Source organism: Roseobacter sp. (assembly GCF_039970775.1).
GTDB lineage: Bacteria > Pseudomonadota > Alphaproteobacteria > Rhodobacterales > Rhodobacteraceae > Roseobacter.
Window position 1 is genome coordinate 159,769 of the sequence record NZ_JBDVLG010000051.1, and the last position, 20,269, is coordinate 180,037.

Consider the following 20,269-nt stretch of genomic DNA (forward strand, 5'->3'; position numbering starts at 1 on the left):
CGTCTATAGTCGCCACATGAAACGCGTAATGGGTATGTTCACGGCGGGGGTTTTGATGCTGGGGCCGGTGGCCGCAGAAGACGCGCCGCCGTCAGTGATGGAACGGGGCGTGCAGCAGTTCCTAGAGGGGTTGTTGCTAGACATGGAACCCGCCTTTGACAGCATGCGCGGGTTCATAGAACAGATGGGCCCGGCGCTGGCGGATCTGATGCATGAGGTGCAGGATTGGTCCGTCTATGAGGCGCCTGAGATTTTGCCCAATGGCGATATCATCATCCGCCGCAAACCCGAACCCGCACAAGACCAACCTGACGCGCCGCCGCAGATCGAACTTTAGGGTGTTTTGCGCATCTTTTTGATCTGCACCTCGGCCCCTAGTGAATTGGCCAGTGACAGCAGGCGCGCTTCTGCGACCTCTCCAAACAGGGGGATCATGTCGGGGGTCAACCGCAGGTGCAGCTCTTTTTTCTTTGGAAACCAACGCAGTGCGCCGCGTTCGGCGTCTTGGGTCATCCACAACATCGCCCCAAATCGCATGGCTTTGCCCAGGATCTCGGCCTCTTTTTGCATTTTCTCGTCGATCAGGCCGTAGAGATCTTCGAACCGGGTGCTTTCGCGTTTGTTGGAATATCGGTGCAGCAAGGCCAACCCAAGAAACACCCGTTCTGAATGTTTGAGCCCGCCCAGATTGGCGCGGGTCGCATTGTCAAAACAGGTCTCGGCCCGGTAGTCGGGGTGGGCGCGCCAGCTGACATCATGCAACAGGCACGCGGCCTTGATCAGCCGTCGCTGCGCGGGGGCAGCCGACCGAAAGATGGGGTGGATGAACGCATAGAGCACTTTGCCAAAACCGGGCATACGCGCGTCTTTGGCTTCGGCAAAACGGCACGATTCGATCAACGGATCACGGTCGCGCAGGCGTTGCGGCATTTGTTCATACAGCATCCCCTCGCGGATCCCGTAGCTGGATACGGCGATATCCTTGGGCCGGAAGGTTTTTACCAACCGGCTCAGGACTTCGGCGGCCAGTGGGACCAGGCTCATCCGGGCAGAGGATATCCCGCAGGCGGTGCGCAAAACGTCCAGATCTGCCTCTTGGATATAGCGCGCGGTGGCGGTGACGTGGCGTGCTGTCATCCGGTATTCGTGTAGCACATGCAGGGGGTAGCCCCTGCGATGCATGTCAATCCGCGCGATGGCACGCCACGACCCGCCCACCAAAAACAGGCGGTCTGGTTGTGGTCCCATGGTTTCTTGCAGCTGCAACATGGTCTCTTTGATTAGTGTTTTGCGGGCTTTTTTGCCGCCCTTGACCTCTTGCAGTTTCAGCGGCCCCATTGACGATGTCACCCGCCGACCCACACGCCCGTCGGAGATCTCGGCCAGTTCCATCGATGATCCGCCGATGTCGCACACCAACCCATATGCGCCGGGCCAGCCCAACAACACACCTTGGGCCGAAAGCCGGGCTTCTTCTTCGCCGTCGATGACCCAGATGCGCAGCCCCGTTTCGCGCAGCACGTCGTCGCAGAACGCAGGCCCATCGCTGGCGTCGCGCACGGCGGCAGTGGCCACCACCGTTAACGTTGGCAACCCCATGCCTTGTGCCAAATGCTGGAACCGGCGCAGCGCGCTCAGCGCCCGCACGCGGCCTTTGGGGTTTAGAACGCCGCTTTTGGATAGGCCCGCCCCCAAGGCACACATGATTTTTTCGTTGTAGAAATAGGCAGGCGACCGCGCCGCGCCATCAAACACCACCAGCCGTACCGAATTGGAGCCTACATCAACCACCCCCACCCGCGACAACGCCCGCGCGCCGGGGTCTTCAAACAAGGGTTGCTCAAACAGGCCAGCGTCAGGGTGGTTATCCTGCACCGCGGTATCTGGGGTGGTCTTTGGCATAGTGTTGTCCCGCGTTTGGTGGGGGCACCCTGTTCAAAAACGGGGCATGGGTCAACATCTGCCGATGCGCAAAACCCGCGTTGACCCTTGTATGCAACAGGCTGGCGCGGCGTCAGTCTTTGGTGTGGGTTAATTTGGGCACGTCTGAAGCCCCCGCCGACCCGCGCCCCGACAGTGACGGGTTTTCCATGAAAAACCGGTGGCAATTGAACGCAAACGTGCCTTCGGGGATGGGGGGGCGTTCGAAGGTGCCGTCTGGCCCCATGATCCAGCTTTGCGCCACATCTGCGAGGTTGGCGGCCATGATCTGGCTGACGATCTGCGCTTTGACGGTGGCGTTTTCGATCTCTACCAAGGTTTCAACACGGCGGTTCAGGTTGCGGCCCATCCAGTCCGCTGACGAAATGAACACCCGCGCCTTTTTATGTGGTAGGCCGACCCCGTTGCCAAAACACACGATGCGGGAATGTTCCAAAAACCGCCCAACAATGGATTTGACGCGGATATTTTCGCTCAGACCTTTGATGCCGGGGCGCAAGCCGCAGATGCCGCGGATCACGAGGCTGATTTTTACGCCCGCCTGCGACGCGGCATACAGCGCGTCGATCACTTCGCTGTCGATCAGCGAGTTCATCTTGGCCCAAATCACGGCTTGTTTGCCCGCGCGCGCATGATCTGCCTCTGCTGCGATCAGTTCCAACAGGCGCGGTTTCAGTGTGGTGGGCGAGATCGCAAGATTATCGAGCGTGTCAGGCAGTGCGTATCCAGACAGGTAGTTGAACACTTTGGTCGCATCCCGGCCCAGCCGTTGATCGCAGGTAAACAGCGACAGATCGGTGTAAATACGCGCCGTAATCGGGTGGTAGTTGCCGGTGCCGTAATGGGTATAGGTGACCAGTTGGTTGCCCTCGCGCCGCACCACGGTCGAGATTTTGGCATGGGTTTTGAGATCTAGAAACCCGTAGACGACATGCGCGCCCGCCCGTTCCAGCCGCCGCGATTGGCGGATGTTGGCGGCCTCGTCAAAGCGGGCCTTGAGTTCTACCAGCGCGGTCACCGATTTGCCGTCTTCTGCGGCCTCGCACAGCGCCTCTACGATGGGGCTGTCGCGCGACGTGCGGTACAGCGTCTGTTTGATCGCCACGACCTTTGGGTCACGCGCGGCCTGCTGCAAGAACCGCACCACCATGTCGAAGGTCTCGTAGGGGTGGTGCAGCAACATATCCTTGGTGCGGATCGCGGCCATAATATTGCCTTCGTGATCCATCACCCGTTCGGGGACGCGGGGCGTGAACATCGGCCATAACAGATCGGGGCGGGTGTCTAACACCAGTTCTTTGAGGTCCGCGGCACCAATCATCCCGTTGATTTCAATCACGCTTTCTTGGCTGACGCCAAGCTCTTCCATGATCACGGATTTTAACTCTTTGGGCGCGCCCGCAGAATGGGTGAGGCGCACAACCTCGCCCCGGCGACGGCGTTTGAGCGCCACTTCAAATTCGCGCACCAGGTCTTCTGCTTCTTCTTCGACCTCTAGATCGCTGTCGCGCAAAACCCGAAATTCGAAATGCGCCTTGAGCTTATACCCCGGAAACAGACCCGAAATATTCAGCACCAATAGCTCTTCGAGCGGCAAAAACCTGTGGTGGCCATCGTCTGCGGGCAAGGCCACAAACCGGTCGATCTGGGCGGGGATCGGCAGCAACGCCTGCAGGCTGCGTTTGTCCGACAGCCGTTCCAATTGCAGCGCCAACGCATAGCCGGTGTTGGGAATAAACGGAAACGGGTGCGCGGGGTCGATGGCCAGGGGCGACAAGACCGCAAACACCTGCGTTAGAAAGACATCCTTGAGGTATGCGCGGTCTGCTTTGGTCAGATCATCGCACCGCAACAATGAAATATTCGCGGTTTCCATCTGCCCGAGCAATTCCACCAACACGCGCTGTTGGGTGTCCATCAACAGGCGCGCGTTTTCGTCGATCAGGCGCAACTGTTCGGCGGGGGTCAGCCCGTCGGCGGCGGGGGTGGTGTTGCCCGCATGGGCCAGTTCGCGCAGGCCAGCCACCCGCACGGTGTAAAATTCATCGAGGTTGGCAGCTGATATCGATAGAAACCGCAGCCGTTCTAGCAAGGGCACGCGGGGGTTTTCGGCCTCTTGCACCACGCGCCAGTTGAACGCCAGCCAGCTTAGCTCGCGGTTGAAAAACCGTTCGGGCCCGTTGATGTCGACATCGGGCATGTCAGTGGCGGTGGGGAAGTCAGCGGCGAGGAAATCGGCTTGGGTCATGAAGGCTTTCTGCACGTCACGGGTAAGGGATTTGTGACAGTTATCGCGCGCGCGGTGGTTCTTTGTCCAGCAGCCTGCCTGCAAGGGGGCGCGATACGGGGCGCTTTTGCGCCAATGATGCGGCGTCCAGCCTGTCGACCATTTCTTGGGCCGCGGCAAATGACCGGTCCATACGGGCGATCAAATACGGGATCAGGTCAGGTTTTGGGGTGACTTGGCGGTCTGCAAACAGCTTGGCCAGCACCGCCGCCAACAGGGTGTCATCTGGCAGATCCAACGCGGCGGCGGGGGCGGCGGCGATGCGGCTGGCCAGATCGGGCAGGGTGATGCCCCAGTCACGCACGACGCCACGCCCGGTGAACAGCAGCCGATGCCCTTCGGCCAGTACCAGATTGTGCAGGTGAAACAGCGCCGTTTGTGCATCTGGGTCGGTGGCGATTTGCGGCACGTCCTCAATGGCCACGGGGCCCCGCGCCAGTTTCGGAATATCGTTTTCTATCAGGCTATTGGCATCTATGATGGTCGCATTCAACCGTGTGGCCCAGACATGCGCAAGGTGGGTTTTTCCGGCGCCAGACGGGCCTGTCAGCACTAGTTTGTCAGCCGCAGGCCCTTCGACCATCGCGGTGGCGACGGCATTGGAGGGGGCCACCAGAAAATCGGCACGCCCCAGTGCGGGTACGCTGGGCAGGGCAAGGCCCAGTTGTTCGGGGATGCTAGTCATCGGAACGGCCCGAATACCCACGATAAAGCAGCGATATCTTGTATTGCCCCACAGCAAAGCGCGTGATCACCCCAATGGCCGCAGCCATGGGCACAGCGACCAGCATACCGACAAACCCAAATGCCGCGCCAAAGACCGACAACGCCAGAATAAGCCACACAGGGTGCAACCCCACCGACCCGCCGACAAGCTTGGGCGTCAGGATGTTGCCTTCGACGACTTGACCCACCGCAAAGATCCCCGCGACCAACCCAATAGATACCCAGTCGCCCCAAAACTGGAACAACGCCAGCCCGATGGCCAGCACCCCCCCAATGAGCGCGCCCAGATAGGGAATAAACGTCACCAACCCAGCGATGAACCCGACCACAAGCCCAAATTGCAGCCCGACGATCATCAACGCGATGGCGTAATACGCGCCCAAAAACAGGCACACCGTGCCCATGCCGCGAATGAACGAGGCCAGCGTCGCGTCGATATCGCGCGCCAGCTCGCGGATTGTGCCGGCATGATCACGCGGCAGCAATTCATCGATGCGCGCAACCATTCTATCCCAGTCAAGCAGCAGATACACCGCCACCACGGGCACGATGACCATCAACACAACCACATTCAGCAGCGATGCGACCGACCCAAGCGCGGTGTTCAGCAGTTCTGCGCCACGGCTTTGGATTGTTTCGCCCAACGTGCTGATCGATTGCCGCAACGTAGAGCTTTCGTCCAGCAATGAGGGGAAGCGATCTGTCAGAAAGGCGATGATGCTTTTGGCATAATCAGGGGCGACGTTGAACAATTGCAACGCCTGACTGGTCAGGGTCGGGATCACCAGCAGCGCCATCAGCACAAAGATCAGCAGCCCCACAATGGTGATCAACCCGGTCGCGGCGATGCGGCTAAACCCCATCCGTTCCAGCCGGTCCGCGACGGGGTCCAGAAAATACGCAATCGCACCGCCCAAGATAAACGGCATCAGCACATGCCCAAGCGACCACAGGACCACGCAAAAGACCACTGCGGTGATCCCCCAGTAGGTAAGTTGTTTTTGGACAGGCAGGGCCATGCTGTGCTCCGGTCTGGTGGGTTTCACGTGACATCGCGCATGCCGCCATGTCATTCAAGATGTCATTCGGGGTAGTATCGGCCAACTCGCCCGGCGGACGCAAGCACCCGGTCACATCCATCCCGCAATGGCCCGTTTCACGATTGCGGGGCTGGGGTGTTTGCCCTAATCAGGGCCAACCTGTGACTTGAGAGGACACCCCATGCGCCTGACCCGTTATTTTCTGCCCGTGTTGCGCGAAAACCCTGCCGAGGCGCAGATCGTCAGCCACCGTCTGATGTTGCGCGCGGGGATGATCAAACAGAACGCCGCGGGCATCTATTCGTGGTTGCCGCTGGGGTTCAAGGTGCTGCGCAAGCTCGAAAACATCGTGCATGAAGAACAGGCGCGCGCTGGGCACGTCGCAATGTTGATGCCTACGCTGCAATCGGCGGATCTTTGGCGCGAAAGCGGGCGTTATGACGCCTACGGCCCTGAAATGTTGCGTCTGCGCGACCGGCAGGACCGTGATATGCTGTACGGTCCCACCAACGAGGAAATGATCACCGATATTTTCCGCAGCCATGTGGGCAGCTACAAAGACCTGCCCATGACGTTGTACCACATCCAATGGAAATTCCGCGACGAGATGCGCCCCCGGTTTGGCGTCATGCGGGGTCGCGAATTTTTCATGAAGGACGGGTATAATTTCGACCTGACCAAAGAAGACGCGCTGCACGCCTACAACCGCCATTTGGTCAGCTATCTGCGCACCTACGAACGCATGGGGCTACAAGCGATCCCGATGCGCGCAGACAGTGGCCCCATTGGTGGCGACGACACGCATGAATTCTTGGTACTGGCCGAAACCGGCGAATCCGAGGTGTTTTACGATAGCGCCGTCACAGACCTGAGCTTTGGGGACCGCGACATCGACTATGATAGCGTCGACCAATGCGCCGCGATCATGGAAGAATTCACCACAAAATACGCCCGCACTGATGAAACGCATGATGCGGATGTGTTCGCGCAGGTGCCAGCCGACCGCCAGCGCACCGCGCGCGGCATCGAAGTGGGCCAGATCTTTTATTTCGGCACCAAATATTCCGAGGCGATGGGCGCCACAGTGCAGGGCCCAGACGGCAAACCGACACCTGTGCATATGGGCAGCCACGGCATCGGCGTCAGCCGCCTTGTCGGCGCGATCATCGAGGCCAGCCACGACGACAAGGGCATCATTTGGCCCGAAGGCGTCACGCCGTTTCACTGCGGTATCGTAAACCTAAAACAGGGCGACGAGGCCGCTGATGCTGCCTGCGAAAGCCTCTATGCTGGGTTGCAAGCCTTGGGGTTGGAGCCGCTTTACGACGACCGCAAAGAACGCGCAGGCGGCAAGTTCGCCACGATGGATCTGATCGGGTTGCCATGGCGGATCACGGTCGGCCCACGCGGGTTGAAAAACGGTGTGGTCGAAGTGACCAGCCGCCGCACTGGCGACAGCGAAGAGATGCCGCCAGAACAGGCCATCGCCAAGATCGCTGAAATTTACGGTGCGATTGCCCGCTGATGCGCCATTGCGCGTTGACTGCGGTGTGCTAGGCTAGATCCTGCGCCGCTGGGGGGCGAGCAGGAGCACACAGCATGATCCTTCGCGCGATCACCTTGGCCGCGGGGCTGATGGGGGCCTTTGGGGCGGCGCAATTCCCTGCGTTTTCACAACAATATCTGCAACGCCTTGGCGGTGCGGTTGATGCGCTGGGGCAGGTCGTGTCTGATTTTGACGCGTCAGCACAGGCCGAAGGGCTGGACCGGGCGCAGGCCTTGGCGCAGATGCGTGGCAGTGATTTCGCCCTGCGCCGCCGGGCCGATATGATCGTGACGTTCGACCGCCACGCGCAGTTGCAGGCAGATCTGGCGGTGTTGCAGGGGCAGGGGCCGTTCATGCGCGCCTACCACGTCGCCCATTTGACCGATACGCAGGTGGCGGGCCGGGCGTGGCAGGTGTTTCAACCTGCGGTGCCGTTGTCGCTTGCGGCGGCGATATTTGCGGGCGTTGGGTTCGTGGCGGGGGCGTTGGGCTGTGGCGCGATCTTTGCGGTCTTGCGCTGGCCGTTGCGACGCCGCGCATTGCCCGCTTGACCCCCTGCGGTCAAAGCCTCAGGTTGCGCGCACACACGGATCAGGGATTTTTATGGCCGCTTCGACACCTCCTTTTGCACCCTTTGAATGGATGATCGCGTGGCGATATCTGCGCGCGCGCCGGGCCGAAGGCGGCGTCAGCACGATGACGTGGATCAGCCTTATCGGCATCACGCTGGCGGTGTTCGCGTTGATTGCGACATTGGCGGTGCGGTCGGGGTTTCGGGCCGAATTTGTTGATACGATTCTAGGCGCCAATGCCCATGCGACGGTCTATTCACTGGGACAGGTCAGCGCCTCGGGCCAGGTCGACCGGACGATTGGCGATTATGACGCGCTGGCCGCGCGCCTCGCGGCGGTCCCCGGTGTGACCCGCGCAGCCCCGCTGATCAAGGGGCAGGTCATGGCCGCCAATCAAGGGCGCAATGCGGGGGTCGAGATCTACGGGATCGCGCCCGAGGATCTTAACACACTACCGCGGATCGCAGACCCAACCACCGCGCGTGGTGACATCGCCAACTTCGTCAATGGGATCGCATTGGGGTCGGGCGTCGCGCGTGAATTGGGTGTTGGCTTGGGCGACACGGTGCGGCTGATTTCGCCTGATGGCGTCAAAACGGCCTTTGGCACGTCCCCGCGCGTCAATGCCTACGAGGTCACATATATCTTTACCGCAGGCCGCTATGACATCGACCGGACGCGCGCGTACCTGCCGTTTGAGGATGCGCAGATATTCTTTAACCGCGAGAGCTTGGCCGACGAAGTTGAAGTGATGGTTGAACACCCAGAACGCATAGATGCAGTCACCTCGCAACTGTTCGTGGCGTCAGGCGGCACGTTCCAGATCTGGACATGGCGCGATGCGTCTGGTGGGTTCTTACGCGCGCTTGAAGTCGAAGACAATGTGATGTTTGTGATCCTATCAATTTTAGTGTTGATCGCGGCGATGAACATCGTGTCTGGCCTGATCATGTTGGTGAAAAATAAGGGGCGGGACATCGGTATTTTGCGCACCATGGGCCTGAGCCAAGGATCCATCATGCGGGTGTTTTTCATCTGTGGCGCGTTTACGGGCATTCTGGGGACGCTGTTTGGCGTGATCCTTGGGTCGCTCTTTGCGCTCTATATTAACCCGATCTTTTCGTTTGTGAATGTGGCGATGGGCGGTGGCGTCTGGGATCCGGCGATCCGTGGGATATACGCGTTGCCGGCGGAATTGCACCTGCGAGACGTGCTTTCGGCGGTGTCCTTATCGCTTGGTTTGTCATTCGTGGTGACGATTTTCCCCGCGCGCCGCGCCGCGCGTATGAACCCCGTCGAGGCGTTGCGGTATGAATGAGCCGGTCCTATCCCTGAACGGGATTGAAAAATCCTATAACCGTGGCGCACCGGGTGAAGTCACTGTGTTGCGCAGCATTGATTTGGAGGTGCAGCGCGGCGAGGTGGTTGCATTGGTGGCGCCGTCTGGCGCGGGCAAATCGACGCTGCTGCATATCGCGGGCCTGCTTGATGTCGCAGACCGTGGGCAGGTTGTGATGGCTGGCCAAGACATGACCGATTTGTCCGATAATAGGCGGACAGCGGCGCGCCGGGCGGACGTCGGGTTTGTGTATCAATTTCACCACCTTTTACCTGAATTTACCGCATTGGAAAACATCGTGTTGCCGCAACTGGCCAATGGCACCCCGCGTGCGGCGGCACAGGACCGTGCGCACAGCTTGTTGGCCCGCGTCGGCATCGCGCCACGTGCGGGTCACCGCCCCGCTGCGTTGTCCGGGGGCGAACAACAGCGGGTGGCCTTTTGTCGGGCGTTGGCAAACGCGCCAAAACTGTTGCTGGCGGATGAACCCACCGGGAATTTGGACCCGGGATCATCGGATCAGGTGTTTGACGCGTTGATGGAATTAGTGCGTGGCACGGGGATGTCGGCGGTGATTGCCACCCATAATATGGCGTTGGCTGCGCGGATGGACCGGCAGGTGCGGCTCGAAGCGGGGCAGCTTTTGGGGGTTTAATAGGGGGGGGCGCAAACGGCCCGGTTACGGCGGGTTTAACCCTTTTGGGTGATCAACACACCGGCCGCCATGAACGCAATGCCCAAGGCGCGGGTGCCGTCTATTGGTGTTACGCGCGCCCCAAACAGCCCAAAGTGGTCAATCAGCGCGGTGCTGATCAATTGCCCCAACAACACAAAAAACACCGCATTTCCGACACCAAAGTGAGGCGCGACGAAGGTGATTGATAAGACGTAATAAGCGACCAGAAAGCCCGCCAATAGTTGGTATCGCGGGGCCTGCGCGATCTTTGCCGCCGCTTGCGGCCCAGTCGCTATCATCACCGCGGCAGATGCCGCAAGCGCGACCGCAAACAGCACCGTTGCCGCCGCCGCAGGGGACCCGATCCGAACGCCAAGGGCCGAATTTAAGGCTGCCAGGACCGGCACGCCGATGCCAGCCAACAACATGATCAACGCGTAAGGTGCCATTCATTAATTTCCTCTAGGCTGCCAATGCGCCCGCTGCGATCATGGCGGTGTGGCGCGGGTTCAGCAAGGCCGATCGTCCGGCCTGGCCCATGGAATCACGCACGCAGGAGTGCACGGTAATGCGTCTATTGGCGATGATGATAGTAACACTGACCGTGGTTTCGGCATGCGGGCGGGACCAACCCAAAACAGGTGCGGCGCTTTTTGCCGATAATTGTGCAGTGTGCCATGGCGCTGATGGGCGCGGCGGCGGTGGTGCAGGTGTCGAAGGTCTAAGCAAAACGCCCCCTGATTTGACCCAACTGGCGGTGCAGAACGGGGGCGTGTTTCCGGCCCGCGCGATATCAATTTCTCTTGAGAGCTACGCGGTTGATGGGCACCGGGTGCCGCGCTTGGCCGGCATGGCCGATTTGCAAAGCGACGAAACCCAAAGAGTGCGATTCGATGGTGACCGGCTGAGGACAACGCCCCCCATGGCGGCATTATTGGTGTATTTGGATCAAATACAGGCCCAATAATCAGCTGCAAATCCCGTCGAGGACGACGCCGTCCCACGGCAGGCCAACCGCATATGGCCGCGACGCAGGCAGTTGAGAAACTGGCATGGCTTGCGATATCAAAGCATGTAGGCGGGCTGTGCGTGGGGCCGTCGGATCAAGGGCACGGCAACACACGAACTCTTCCATGATTGCGCCCTGTTGTTCGTATCCAAAATCGTTGAACTGTGGTTCTGCATTCAGATCAAACAGATACGGATCGCGCGCGCCTCGGTGTTCAAAGGCCGCACGCAAAGGCGAATAGCCGGTGTCGCGCCGGTTTTGCCATTGCCAGACGTGCACCATTTCATGGGCAAAGAGCATCGCGGCCACCAGCCCGATTTGGTCAGGATACTCTGGCAGGTAGTCGTCGAGATACCAGTCTTTGTCGAATAGCACATGGTTCCACACTGCGACGGCTGCGGGCTTGGATGTTACAACTTCATTCGTTTGTGGTGGTATAATCCGTTCGCGGCAGGTGGTGCGCGGGCGCGGCGCGCGTTGAAAGGTAACCGCGCGTGTTGGCGCACCATCCACCAAACGAACACGGGTCACATCAAGAGTGTCGCCGTGGATCGCGCGTGCAAAGGCGGCTTCGGTTGGGGTGAGGGGGCGCCCACAGGCCGTGAGGGCTAGGAGCAGGACAAGAGCAAATCGCATACCTTAGCAGGGCCTCAAACTAGCTTTTAATCAAGCCCCCATGTCGTGTTTGCAAATAATTTGCACCCAAAGGAGCCAGTTTGCAATGTTACAAGACGATCCCGTCAGGGTGATGAGACGTGACAGCGATAGGGGTTTTTGTGTCAAGATGTCGCACCCATCTTGGATGTAGATCGCAGGGATAGAAGGTCTCTGCGGCACGCACCGCACCCGGATTAGGGTGCCAGGAAAGGAACGCCAAAATGGCCAAAGTTATTATTCCGACCGTTCTCGCTTATGTCTCTTTGATGGGTGTTTGGGTTGTGTATCAATCCGTACATACCCTGGTGGTGTAGCCGCGATACACCCGTGAAATATGCGGGGCCTCATTGGGGCCCCGTCCGGGCCCGGATCACCCCGGCCTAAACAGAGGCCGCAGTTGCAATAGCCGGCGCTATACGTCCAACTCTTCTACAAACTTCGCGTTTTCTTGGATGTATTGATACCGCAATTCCGGTTTTTTCCCCATCAGACGTTCGACCAAATCACCGGTTTCGCCGGGCATGTCTTCGTCAATCGACACACGGATAAGCTTGCGGGTGGTTGGGTCCATAGTGGTTTCCTTAAGGTCTTTGGCGTCCATTTCCCCCAAGCCCTTAAACCGCGAGACGTCGATTTTGCCTTTTCCGCCCAAACCCTTCTCAAGCCAAACGTCCTTTTCGGGCTCGTCCAGACAATAGACCCGTTTGGCGCCTTGGGTCAGGCGGAACAGCGGTGGGCAGGCCAGATACAGATGCCCTGCATCGATCAACGGGCGCATTTGCGTAAAGAAAAACGTCATCAGCAGGGCGGCGATGTGCGCGCCATCCACGTCGGCGTCGGTCATGATGATGATTTTTTCGTACCGCAGATCGTCGATGTTGAATTTGGTGCCCATGCCACAGCCCAACGCCTCGCACAGATCCGAGATTTCGGCGTTGCTGCCCAATTTCGATGACGCAGCCCCCAAAACATTGAGGATCTTACCCTTAAGCGGCAACAGCGCTTGAGTTTTGCGATCACGCGCGCCCTTGCCAGAGCCCCCCGCAGAATCGCCCTCCACGATGAACAACTCCGTGCCCGCCCGGTCTTTGGATGTGCAGTCGGTCAATTTACCCGGCAGACGCAGCTTTTTGGTAGCCGATTTGCGCGCGGTTTCCTTTTCCTGACGGCGGCGCAGGCGTTCTTCGGCGCGCAGCACCAGAAAATCAAGAATCGCGCCTGCAGATTTCGTATCCGCCGCAAGCCAGTTGTCGAAATGGTCGCGCACCGCGCCTTCGGTCATTTTTTGCGCGGTTTCGGTGGATAACCTGTCTTTGGTTTGGCCGACAAAAGCCGGGTCCGCGATGAAACACGACACCAACGCGCAGCCCCCCGATGTCAGATCATCGCGGGTGATTTGTGCGGCTTTACGGTTGTTGGCCAATTCGCCGTAGGCTTTGATACCCTTCAATATTGCGGCCCAAAAACCTGCCACATGGGTGCCGCCTTCGGGGGTTGGCACGGTGTTGCAATAAGATTGGATGTAGCCGTCGCGCGATGGGGTCCAGTTGATGGCCCATTCGACCTTGCCGGCCTCACCGAATTTTTCGCGAAAATCGACGGTGCCAGCAAAAGGTTTTTCGGCGTAGGTCGTCGCCTTGCCCAATGTTTCGCGCAGGTAATCTGACAGGCCACCGGGAAAGTGGAACGTGGCCTCTTGCGGGGTATCACCATCCGATATGGCGGATTTCCAGCGGATCTCAACGCCCGAAAAAAGATAGGCCTTGGACCGGATCGATGCGAACAGCCGTGCAGGTTTGAACCGGTGTGCGCCAAAAATCTCGGGGTCCGCGTGGAACGTGACGGTGGTGCCGCGCCGGTTGGGCGCCGCGCCGATTTTTTCAACCGGGCCTTGGGGCAAACCGCGCGAAAACCGTTGTTCAAACAGCTCTTTGTTGCGCGCGACCTGCACCACCATGCTGTCGCTGAGTGCGTTGACCACCGATGCGCCAACGCCGTGCAACCCGCCTGAGGTTTCATAGGCTTTGCCCGAAAACTTGCCGCCTGCGTGCAGCGTACACAAGATCACCTCAAGCGCGGATTTATCGGGGAATTTGGGGTGCGGGTCGATGGGAATGCCGCGCCCGTTGTCGCGGATGGTGACGGAATAGTCGTCGTGCAATTCGACTTCGATGCGATTGGCGTGGCCTGCGACGGCTTCGTCCATCGAGTTATCCAGCACTTCTGCCACCAGATGGTGCAGGGCGCGTTCATCGGTGCCGCCGATATACATGCCCGGCCGTTTCCGCACGGGTTCCAACCCTTCGAGAACTTCGATGGATGAGGCGTCGTAGACGGGGGCGTCGGTGTTTGACAGAAGATCGTTGGGCATGGGCTCGGACCTCATTCTTATGGTTGGTGTCGTTTATGCCAGAGCCACGGGGACGGGGAAAGAGCGGGTTGGGGAATTGCCGTTATTCGCCCTTCAACAGGGTTTCAAATCGCAATCCCTTGGCGGTGCGTGGCGCAAAACCCACCCATTGGCTGTGATCTTCGGTTGGGGTTTCGGTCTCGTCCAGGGCGATGATTCCATCGTTCGCATTGGGGATAAGATCAAGGTACGCGCGTTTGTCGCCGTCGTTTTTAAGGTGCAAATCAAAGAAGGCGGTCGCAAAATGCTGGGCGATGTTATTCATGCGCGTGGTGTCCCAGACGGGGTCTGAATAATGCTCAAACGGGACAAAATCGAGCTCCTCTACGGGGTGCCAAGCCTCCATTGGCGCAGGGATCGGGGCGGCGGCGTTGTGGTTTGCATGATCGAATGTTAGTAAATGCCGCTCGGTGCCGGATGCCTCTTCAAACAACGTGCGAATGGCGGCGTAAATCGATACGTCGTCGGCGCCGCCCGCCATCAACAAGGTTGGCACCCGCAATCCGGCCATGCCGTTTGTGTCCCAAAACCCCGCGTTACGCCCCCATGGGCCGATGGCAATGATGGCCTTGATGCGCGGATCGACCAAGGCTTCGTGGCTGTCTGACCCGGCCAGGTGGCGTCCCAGCAACCCGTTTGGCGTGCCCCAGTTCAATTCAGTTGCGGCCTGTGTGACCCCCGCGCCGCCAAAAATCAGAGCGCCGTAGCCGCCCATGGAATAGCCGATAACGCCCACAGTGCTGGTGTCGATGATCGCGCCCAACGGGCCTTCCATTGCTGCCATTTGGTCGACCACGAACCGTTGATCAATGGGGCGGTGATACAGCGTGGACCCAAAGGCCGCCTGATCAGAATATGTGCTGTCGGTGTGGTCAATCGACACGGTCACGAACCCCTTGGAGGCAAGGTTTTCACCCAAATGCGACATCAAAAACCGATTGCCCGGATACCCGTGGCTGATCACGATCAGCGGGTATTGCGCGCCAACTGCGGGGTCTGCGTCACGGGCGGCACGGCCGGTCAGGGTCACTTGGGTTTCGCCGTCGCGCAGGGTGGCGTTGTAGCTGCCGCCTTGCGGGGTGCCATCTGCTGCGGGGTACCAGATTTCTAAGGTCAGTGGGCGATCATAGATCGGCTGGTCATCGCCTTCGATCGCGATGATATCGATTTGCCCCGGATGCACCAGATTGACAGTCCTGACACCGATGGGTTGCGGGCCATAGGCGGCCAGTTCCGGGGCATCAGGCCGGACCAGATCAATAGAATTTGCCAGAGCGGGCATCGCAGCCAAAGCCGCAACCGCCGCGAGCGGTCGTTTGGTCGTCATCTTATTGCTCCTCGCCGCGTGCGTAATACCCGCATAGGTAAAGTGACAGGTTCTTACCATAAATCAAGAACTTGGAACGGCATTCTGCAAATTTCGCAGGTTTTTCTGACCAAACCAAAGGGATGGGCCATGCATGGGGTGCAATTTTGGCGGGCGCCGCCGATATTGCTTTCACCGGAGCGACGAGAGGCGTATGCGGGATTTATGCGCAAGTTTATGACATACCCGGAACATGGCCGGGCCATTTTGGGTTTGGGGCTGCCGTTGGTCGGCGGGCACCTGGCGCAGATCGCTATTGGTATCACGGATACGGTGATGTTGGGGTGGTACGGCGTCGAGGCGCTGGCGGCGGTGACGTTGGGGTCCACCTTCTTTTTCGTGTTCTTTATTTTCGGGTCGGGGTTCGCTTGGGCGGTCATGCCTATGGTTGCGTCGCTCGAGGCAGAGGGCGATGAGGTCGGATTGCGCCGCGCCGCGCGCATGGGGCTGTGGCTGAGCCTAGGGTTCGCGATGTTGGCGTTGCCGGTGATGGTCTGGTCAGATGATATCTTGCGCGCGCTGGGGCAGGGGGATGACTTGGCGCGGGACGCGGGCACCTATCTGCGCATCGCGGGCTTCGGAATCGTGCCTGCGTTGTTGGTGATGGTGATCAAATCATATCTCGCCGCGTTGGAACGCACGCAGGTTGTCTTGTGGATCACCGTGCTGAGCGCAGTGGTGAATGGCTTCATGAATTACGCGTTCATCTTTGGCAATTGGGGCGCGCCCGAACTGGGCATCACCGGGGCCGCTTTGGCGTCTGTGGTGACCCATACAGTGGCCTTGATTGGCATCTGCGTCTACGCCCGCAGTGCCTTGCCACACCATGCGCTGTTCCAACGGCTTTGGCGCCCCGATTGGCAGATGTTAGGGCAGGTGTTTCGGTTGGGTTGGCCGATTGGCCTGACCAACCTCAGCGAAGTGGGGCTCTTTGCAGGGTCGGCCATGATGATGGGTTGGTTGGGGGCGGTGCCATTGGCGGCGCATGGTATTGCGCTGCAACTGTCGGCGGTCACGTTTATGATGCATTTGGGGCTAAGTAACGCGGCGACGATCCGGGCGGGCAACGCCTATGGTCGACAAGATCCCCCGCACATGAGAAAAGGCGCGCTGGTCGTGACCTTGCTGTCTGTGGTGATCGCGCTTGTGACGATTGTGCTGTTTGTGACCCTGTCCGAGACGCTGATTTCGTTGTTTATACAGCCCGACGACCCGCAACGCGCCGAGATCATGGCAATCGGCGGCGTGTTGGTCGCGCTGGCGGCTCTGTTTCAGCTGGTCGACGGGGCGCAGGTGATCGCGTTGGGGTTGCTGCGCGGGGTGCAAGATACACGGGTGCCCATGATCTGCGCCGCGCTTAGCTATTGGGGCGTGGGGCTCCCGTGTTCGTACTTGTTTGGGTTCGTATGGGATCTGGGCGGGGCCGGTATTTGGATGGGCCTTGTTGTCGGGTTGGGGGTCGCGAGCGTGCTGCTGTCGGCGCGGTTTTGGGGCGTGGTCCTGCGCCGGCTTGATCGGGAAGACGCAGCCGCCTCGTGACGGGCCTGTTGCTCATGTGATAGATTAAGATCGTCTCACAGAACATTGACCTAGAATTATATTCTATAAATCAAACGGGCGCTTTAGAAGGGTGATCATCTTGCCAAGGTGGGCGCGCAATGCGCCGCCCCGTTTGGCATTATAGGTCCCTGTTCTCGCTTCATCTGTCAGATAGGTGGAAAACGCAAGCTCTAGCTGCACCGCATCAACATTTTGCGCGGGGCGATCGTAATGGCCCACTGTCCAGTTTGCCTGCGATGTGTCGTCTATCTCGGTCCTGTAGGCGGGTGTGTGGGCCATAATGTTGGGCAGATGCGGCGCCCGTTTCGGGGCCCGCGCACCAAACGGGGCAGGCCATCTGTGGCCGCGTCTGAGTTTAACCGCTGGGTGCGTTAAATCTGGGTGTTTGACCCGCCCGGTGGCCACGTGCGCCTACCAAAACCGAGAGGTATTATCGTTCTGTTTCGCCGTTAAATAACGGCTCTTTCGAGGAATTTTTCGCCCCGCAAAACTCTGTCCGCCGCAAAGGGTGACAGGTCAAGGCTGCGGTAGTGCCCGTATGCGATATATTCGGCGATGCCCCGCCCCAAGGCCGGCGATTGTTGCAATCCATGGCCGGAAAATCCGTTTAAGAACATAAAATTACTGATCTCTGGGTGCGGGCCGACAATGGCGTTTTGATCCAGTGTATTATAATCGTAGTGGCCGACCCACATGTTGATCAGCTTGATCTTCTCAAACTGCGGAATGCGGGTGGCGATGATGGGCCAGAATTTATCTTCCCACAGGCTGTGATCGGCGGCGAAATCATCCAAGGCGACGGCTGGATCGTCATCAGGGGCGCCGCCCGCCAGATAATAACGCCCGTCGGTGCGCACATGCACCCCCGACGGGTCAATCGTTAGCGGCAGGTCACGGTCCAACGGATGCGCTGCGTCAAAGATGTAGGTATAGCGGCGGCGCGGTTCTATCGGCAGGTCGAGCCCGGCCATCTGCGCGACCTGACGCCCCCGCGTCCCGGCGGCGTTGACCAGCGTGCCGCAGGCAATGGTCGCGCCCGATTTCAGCGTCACACCCGTGATTTTGGCGCCCGTACGGGTCAGGCCCGTGACCTCATCGGTGACGTATTCGGCGCCATTTTTGCGGGCCATGCGTTTGAACCAGTCAAACATCGTGCCACCGTCAAAATACCCTTCGTCGACCAGATTGTGGTTGGCTCCGAGGATGTCATCAAGTTGATAGAACGGGTAATCGGCGGCGATTTCGCCGCGGGTCATGAATTTGGTGTGCGCGCCAAGCTCGGCCTGCACCGCTTGGCTTTGGCGTAATGTGTCGGCGAACGCGGGCGTGTCGGCGAGATACATATAACCATAGCTTTGCAGTACCAAGTCGGGCACATCCGGATCGCCCCCCATAAACTGTTTGAAATTTTTGACAAATTCCGCGCCAAACTGCGACACGCCTATGTTGATTTTGTTGGAAAATTGCTGGCGGATGCAGCTGTTGGTGTGGCTGGTTGCCGCAAATTCATAGCTGGGGTCTTTCTCCACAACCAAAACCCGCCCCTGAAACCCCGGCATCTGGCTGAGCCACCAGGCCACGCTGGAGCCATAGATCGCGCCGCCCACGATCACCACGTCATAACTGTTGTATCGAAGTGTCATCCGCACCCCCCGCATTGGTCTTCAAAATCTGGATCACGGCGTGGCGGGGCAGGTCAAGCGTTGTCGTTTGATTGCGCGGATAAAACGTATCATCGACGTCGGATCGGCCTTCTACGGGGCGCCAACACCACGTGTACGCCGCATTGTTTTGCGGTCAGATGCGCGTATTTTGGCGGGTCCGGGATCTGGTGAGTGCGACGAACATTCGGAACCATATGGCGGGTGCCTGCGTTCAGCCCCTGACCAACCCGATTGACGATATTCAACCGGGTTGGGTGTAGCGAGTGCTTGGGGAACCAAGGTAACGAGTGCCCGGTGGGTTAGGTCTGCGGCCTGATTCACCGCGGCGGTCTCGCGGCGGGGGCAATATCGCCCTGAGTGGTGGGGGTTGGCCGCAAATGTTCGAAATTGAAAAGTAACGCCCAAATTATGCCTTAAGGCATGACCAAAAAGTTGGAATACTACAGGCGCTGCTCGGATAAATTGGTCGGATACCCTATTAAAACCGCACTCTGGGTGCTCCACAGCAGACCGACGTGGGGGTGTTTCCCCAAGGGCGCGCGCGCGGGTCTGCGGATGCGGCGATTGTACTAAATCAACTATTTCACTTGCCGCGCATACCGTGCCCGGCAGCGTCAAACCACGGGCTGTGCCGCAAAGGGATCGTTAGGATAACAGACCCGCGCCAAATACAGCCCTTGCGGCGGGCACACCGGGCCGCAAGCCGCCCGCGCCCGCGCATCCCGTGCCTTGGCAACATCAGCCGGTGTCCATGAGCCCGCGCCCACGCGTTCTAACGTGCCGACAAAACTGCGCACTTGGTTGTGCAGAAACGACCGGGCGCGCACATCAAAGTGGATCTCGGTACCGTGGGTCGTTTCGACCTGCGTCACATCCAACTGGTCGAGCGTTTTGACAGGGCTGTCCGCCTGACAGATGGTCGACCGGAAGGTGGTAAAATCATGCCGCCCGGTCAAATGTGCAGCGGCGGCCTGCATTGCGTCTACGTCCAGCGGGTTTTTCACCTGCCACACCAGCCCGTCTTGATGGGTCGCAGGGGCGCGGCGCACCAATATCCGAAACAGATATTGCCGTTGCTGGGCCGAAAACCGCGCGTGCCAGTCTTGGGGCACGGCGTCGCAGGCGACAATCGCCACCGGATTGGGTTTGAGGTGATAGTTCAACGCCTCAGACAGGCGAAACGGGTCCCACTCGGCGGTCATATCGCAATGGGCCACCTGGCCCAACCCATGCACGCCCGCATCGGTGCGCCCGGCGGCGGCGATCGTATGGTCGCGCGGTTCCAGCCGGGCGAGGGCGGTTTCAATCGCACCTTGCACTGTCGCCTGATCTTTTTGGCGTTGCCAGCCCGCAAACGGGGCCCCGTGATATTCGACTTTTAAAGCATAACGTGGCATGGTCTGGGCGTAGCCTGCGGCGCGGTGGGCGTCAAATGGCTTTCGGGCCTCTGGTGCCTGCGGGTTCCAACGCATATGT

At 59.4% G+C, this 20,269-nt stretch carries 18 protein-coding genes; 7 read left to right on the forward strand and 11 right to left on the reverse strand.

Annotated elements, in window-relative coordinates; genetic code table 11:
- Positions 1–16: 16 nt before the first annotated feature.
- A complete protein-coding gene (locus ABJH13_RS13670; RefSeq protein WP_348406772.1) occupies positions 17–337 on the forward strand; it encodes a hypothetical protein in 321 nt (106 codons plus the stop codon).
- Here ABJH13_RS13670 and ABJH13_RS13675 read toward each other — a convergent pair.
- From ABJH13_RS13675 to ABJH13_RS13690, 4 genes are all read right to left on the reverse strand, one after another.
- Positions 334–1,902, reverse strand: coding sequence for a Ppx/GppA family phosphatase (locus ABJH13_RS13675; protein ID WP_348406773.1), 1,569 nt, complete (start codon positions 1,900–1,902; stop codon positions 334–336). The two genes, ABJH13_RS13670 and ABJH13_RS13675, sit on opposite strands and share 4 nt — an antisense overlap.
- Before the next feature lie 112 nt (positions 1,903–2,014).
- Positions 2,015–4,189 carry an RNA degradosome polyphosphate kinase gene (locus ABJH13_RS13680; RefSeq protein WP_348406774.1) on the reverse strand — a complete coding sequence of 725 codons (2,175 nt, stop codon included), beginning with the start codon at positions 4,187–4,189 and terminating at the stop codon, positions 2,015–2,017.
- Between the two features lie 40 nt (positions 4,190–4,229).
- On the reverse strand, positions 4,230–4,904 hold the full coding sequence (locus ABJH13_RS13685; RefSeq protein WP_348406812.1) for a chromosomal replication initiator DnaA: 675 nt from the start codon (positions 4,902–4,904) through the stop codon (positions 4,230–4,232).
- 1 nt (position 4,905) lies between these two features.
- A complete protein-coding gene (locus ABJH13_RS13690; protein WP_348406775.1) occupies positions 4,906–5,973 on the reverse strand; it encodes an AI-2E family transporter in 1,068 nt (355 codons plus the stop codon).
- Positions 5,974–6,175: 202 nt separating this feature from the next.
- On the opposite strand from ABJH13_RS13690, the gene proS reads away from it, so the two are divergent.
- The 4 genes from proS (at position 6,176) to ABJH13_RS13710 (ending at position 10,106) form a co-directional block, all read left to right on the forward strand.
- Positions 6,176–7,519 carry a proline--tRNA ligase gene (proS, locus tag ABJH13_RS13695; protein WP_348406776.1) on the forward strand — a complete coding sequence of 448 codons (1,344 nt, stop codon included), beginning with the start codon at positions 6,176–6,178 and terminating at the stop codon, positions 7,517–7,519.
- Between the two features lie 74 nt (positions 7,520–7,593).
- Positions 7,594–8,091, forward strand: a complete 498-nt coding sequence (locus tag ABJH13_RS13700) for a DUF2937 family protein (RefSeq protein WP_348406777.1) — start codon at positions 7,594–7,596, stop codon at positions 8,089–8,091.
- A 52-nt stretch (positions 8,092–8,143) separates the two neighbouring features.
- Complete coding sequence (locus ABJH13_RS13705; RefSeq protein WP_348406778.1) at positions 8,144–9,430, forward strand: lipoprotein-releasing ABC transporter permease subunit; 1,287 nt, start codon at positions 8,144–8,146, stop codon at positions 9,428–9,430.
- Complete coding sequence (locus ABJH13_RS13710) at positions 9,423–10,106, forward strand: ABC transporter ATP-binding protein (protein ID WP_348406779.1); 684 nt, start codon at positions 9,423–9,425, stop codon at positions 10,104–10,106. The genes ABJH13_RS13705 and ABJH13_RS13710 overlap by 8 nt, the downstream gene beginning before the upstream one ends.
- Before the next feature lie 35 nt (positions 10,107–10,141).
- Here the strand turns inward: ABJH13_RS13710 and ABJH13_RS13715 are convergent, their stop codons facing one another.
- Positions 10,142–10,576 carry a DMT family transporter gene (locus ABJH13_RS13715; protein ID WP_348406780.1) on the reverse strand — a complete coding sequence of 145 codons (435 nt, stop codon included), beginning with the start codon at positions 10,574–10,576 and terminating at the stop codon, positions 10,142–10,144.
- A gap of 119 nt (positions 10,577–10,695) precedes the next feature.
- Here ABJH13_RS13715 and ABJH13_RS13720 point away from each other — a divergent pair, with 119 nt between their 5' ends.
- Positions 10,696–11,094, forward strand: a complete 399-nt coding sequence (locus tag ABJH13_RS13720; RefSeq protein ID WP_348406781.1) for a c-type cytochrome — start codon at positions 10,696–10,698, stop codon at positions 11,092–11,094.
- Here the strand turns inward: ABJH13_RS13720 and ABJH13_RS13725 are convergent, their stop codons facing one another.
- From ABJH13_RS13725 to ABJH13_RS13735, 3 genes are all read right to left on the reverse strand, one after another.
- On the reverse strand, positions 11,095–11,772 hold the full coding sequence (locus ABJH13_RS13725; RefSeq protein WP_348406782.1) for a hypothetical protein: 678 nt from the start codon (positions 11,770–11,772) through the stop codon (positions 11,095–11,097).
- A gap of 433 nt (positions 11,773–12,205) precedes the next feature.
- Positions 12,206–14,164, reverse strand: a complete 1,959-nt coding sequence (parE, locus tag ABJH13_RS13730; RefSeq protein ID WP_348406783.1) for a DNA topoisomerase IV subunit B — start codon at positions 14,162–14,164, stop codon at positions 12,206–12,208.
- Positions 14,165–14,246: 82 nt separating this feature from the next.
- Entirely contained in the window at positions 14,247–15,530 is a 1,284-nt protein-coding gene (locus ABJH13_RS13735) for a dienelactone hydrolase (RefSeq protein ID WP_348406784.1), read from the reverse strand.
- Between the two features lie 216 nt (positions 15,531–15,746).
- Between ABJH13_RS13735 and ABJH13_RS13740 the strand changes: the two genes are divergently transcribed.
- Complete coding sequence (locus ABJH13_RS13740; RefSeq protein WP_348406785.1) at positions 15,747–17,108, forward strand: MATE family efflux transporter; 1,362 nt, start codon at positions 15,747–15,749, stop codon at positions 17,106–17,108.
- 63 nt (positions 17,109–17,171) lie between these two features.
- Here ABJH13_RS13740 and ABJH13_RS13745 read toward each other — a convergent pair whose 3' ends face one another.
- From ABJH13_RS13745 to truA, 3 genes are all read right to left on the reverse strand, one after another.
- Positions 17,172–17,408, reverse strand: coding sequence for a hypothetical protein (locus ABJH13_RS13745; RefSeq protein ID WP_348406786.1), 237 nt, complete (start codon positions 17,406–17,408; stop codon positions 17,172–17,174).
- 170 nt (positions 17,409–17,578) lie between these two features.
- Complete coding sequence (locus ABJH13_RS13750) at positions 17,579–18,772, reverse strand: FAD-binding oxidoreductase (RefSeq protein ID WP_348406787.1); 1,194 nt, start codon at positions 18,770–18,772, stop codon at positions 17,579–17,581.
- Positions 18,773–19,407: 635 nt separating this feature from the next.
- On the reverse strand, positions 19,408–20,190 hold the full coding sequence (gene truA / locus ABJH13_RS13755; protein ID WP_348406813.1) for a tRNA pseudouridine(38-40) synthase TruA: 783 nt from the start codon (positions 20,188–20,190) through the stop codon (positions 19,408–19,410).
- Positions 20,191–20,269: the final 79 nt, after the last annotated feature.

What these genes read in the sequence shown, in the direction of transcription:
- ABJH13_RS13680 (WP_348406774.1), bottom strand. Translation starts at nt 4,189, where the DNA reads ATGACCCAAGCCGATTTCCTCGCCGCTGACTTCCCCACCGCCACTGAC.
- ABJH13_RS13710 (WP_348406779.1), top strand. Translation starts at nt 9,423, where the DNA reads ATGAATGAGCCGGTCCTATCCCTGAACGGGATTGAAAAATCCTATAAC.
- ABJH13_RS13690 (WP_348406775.1), bottom strand. Translation starts at nt 5,973, where the DNA reads ATGGCCCTGCCTGTCCAAAAACAACTTACCTACTGGGGGATCACCGCA.
- proS (WP_348406776.1), top strand. Translation starts at nt 6,176, where the DNA reads ATGCGCCTGACCCGTTATTTTCTGCCCGTGTTGCGCGAAAACCCTGCC.
- ABJH13_RS13700 (WP_348406777.1), top strand. Translation starts at nt 7,594, where the DNA reads ATGATCCTTCGCGCGATCACCTTGGCCGCGGGGCTGATGGGGGCCTTT.
- ABJH13_RS13740 (WP_348406785.1), top strand. Translation starts at nt 15,747, where the DNA reads ATGACATACCCGGAACATGGCCGGGCCATTTTGGGTTTGGGGCTGCCG.
- ABJH13_RS13745 (WP_348406786.1), bottom strand. Translation starts at nt 17,408, where the DNA reads ATGGCCCACACACCCGCCTACAGGACCGAGATAGACGACACATCGCAG.
- ABJH13_RS13670 (WP_348406772.1), top strand. Translation starts at nt 17, where the DNA reads ATGAAACGCGTAATGGGTATGTTCACGGCGGGGGTTTTGATGCTGGGG.
- ABJH13_RS13705 (WP_348406778.1), top strand. Translation starts at nt 8,144, where the DNA reads ATGGCCGCTTCGACACCTCCTTTTGCACCCTTTGAATGGATGATCGCG.
- truA (WP_348406813.1), bottom strand. Translation starts at nt 20,190, where the DNA reads ATGCCACGTTATGCTTTAAAAGTCGAATATCACGGGGCCCCGTTTGCG.
- ABJH13_RS13750 (WP_348406787.1), bottom strand. Translation starts at nt 18,772, where the DNA reads ATGACACTTCGATACAACAGTTATGACGTGGTGATCGTGGGCGGCGCG.
- ABJH13_RS13720 (WP_348406781.1), top strand. Translation starts at nt 10,696, where the DNA reads ATGCGTCTATTGGCGATGATGATAGTAACACTGACCGTGGTTTCGGCA.
- ABJH13_RS13725 (WP_348406782.1), bottom strand. Translation starts at nt 11,772, where the DNA reads ATGCGATTTGCTCTTGTCCTGCTCCTAGCCCTCACGGCCTGTGGGCGC.
- ABJH13_RS13715 (WP_348406780.1), bottom strand. Translation starts at nt 10,576, where the DNA reads ATGGCACCTTACGCGTTGATCATGTTGTTGGCTGGCATCGGCGTGCCG.
- parE (WP_348406783.1), bottom strand. Translation starts at nt 14,164, where the DNA reads ATGCCCAACGATCTTCTGTCAAACACCGACGCCCCCGTCTACGACGCC.
- ABJH13_RS13675 (WP_348406773.1), bottom strand. Translation starts at nt 1,902, where the DNA reads ATGCCAAAGACCACCCCAGATACCGCGGTGCAGGATAACCACCCTGAC.
- ABJH13_RS13735 (WP_348406784.1), bottom strand. Translation starts at nt 15,530, where the DNA reads ATGACGACCAAACGACCGCTCGCGGCGGTTGCGGCTTTGGCTGCGATG.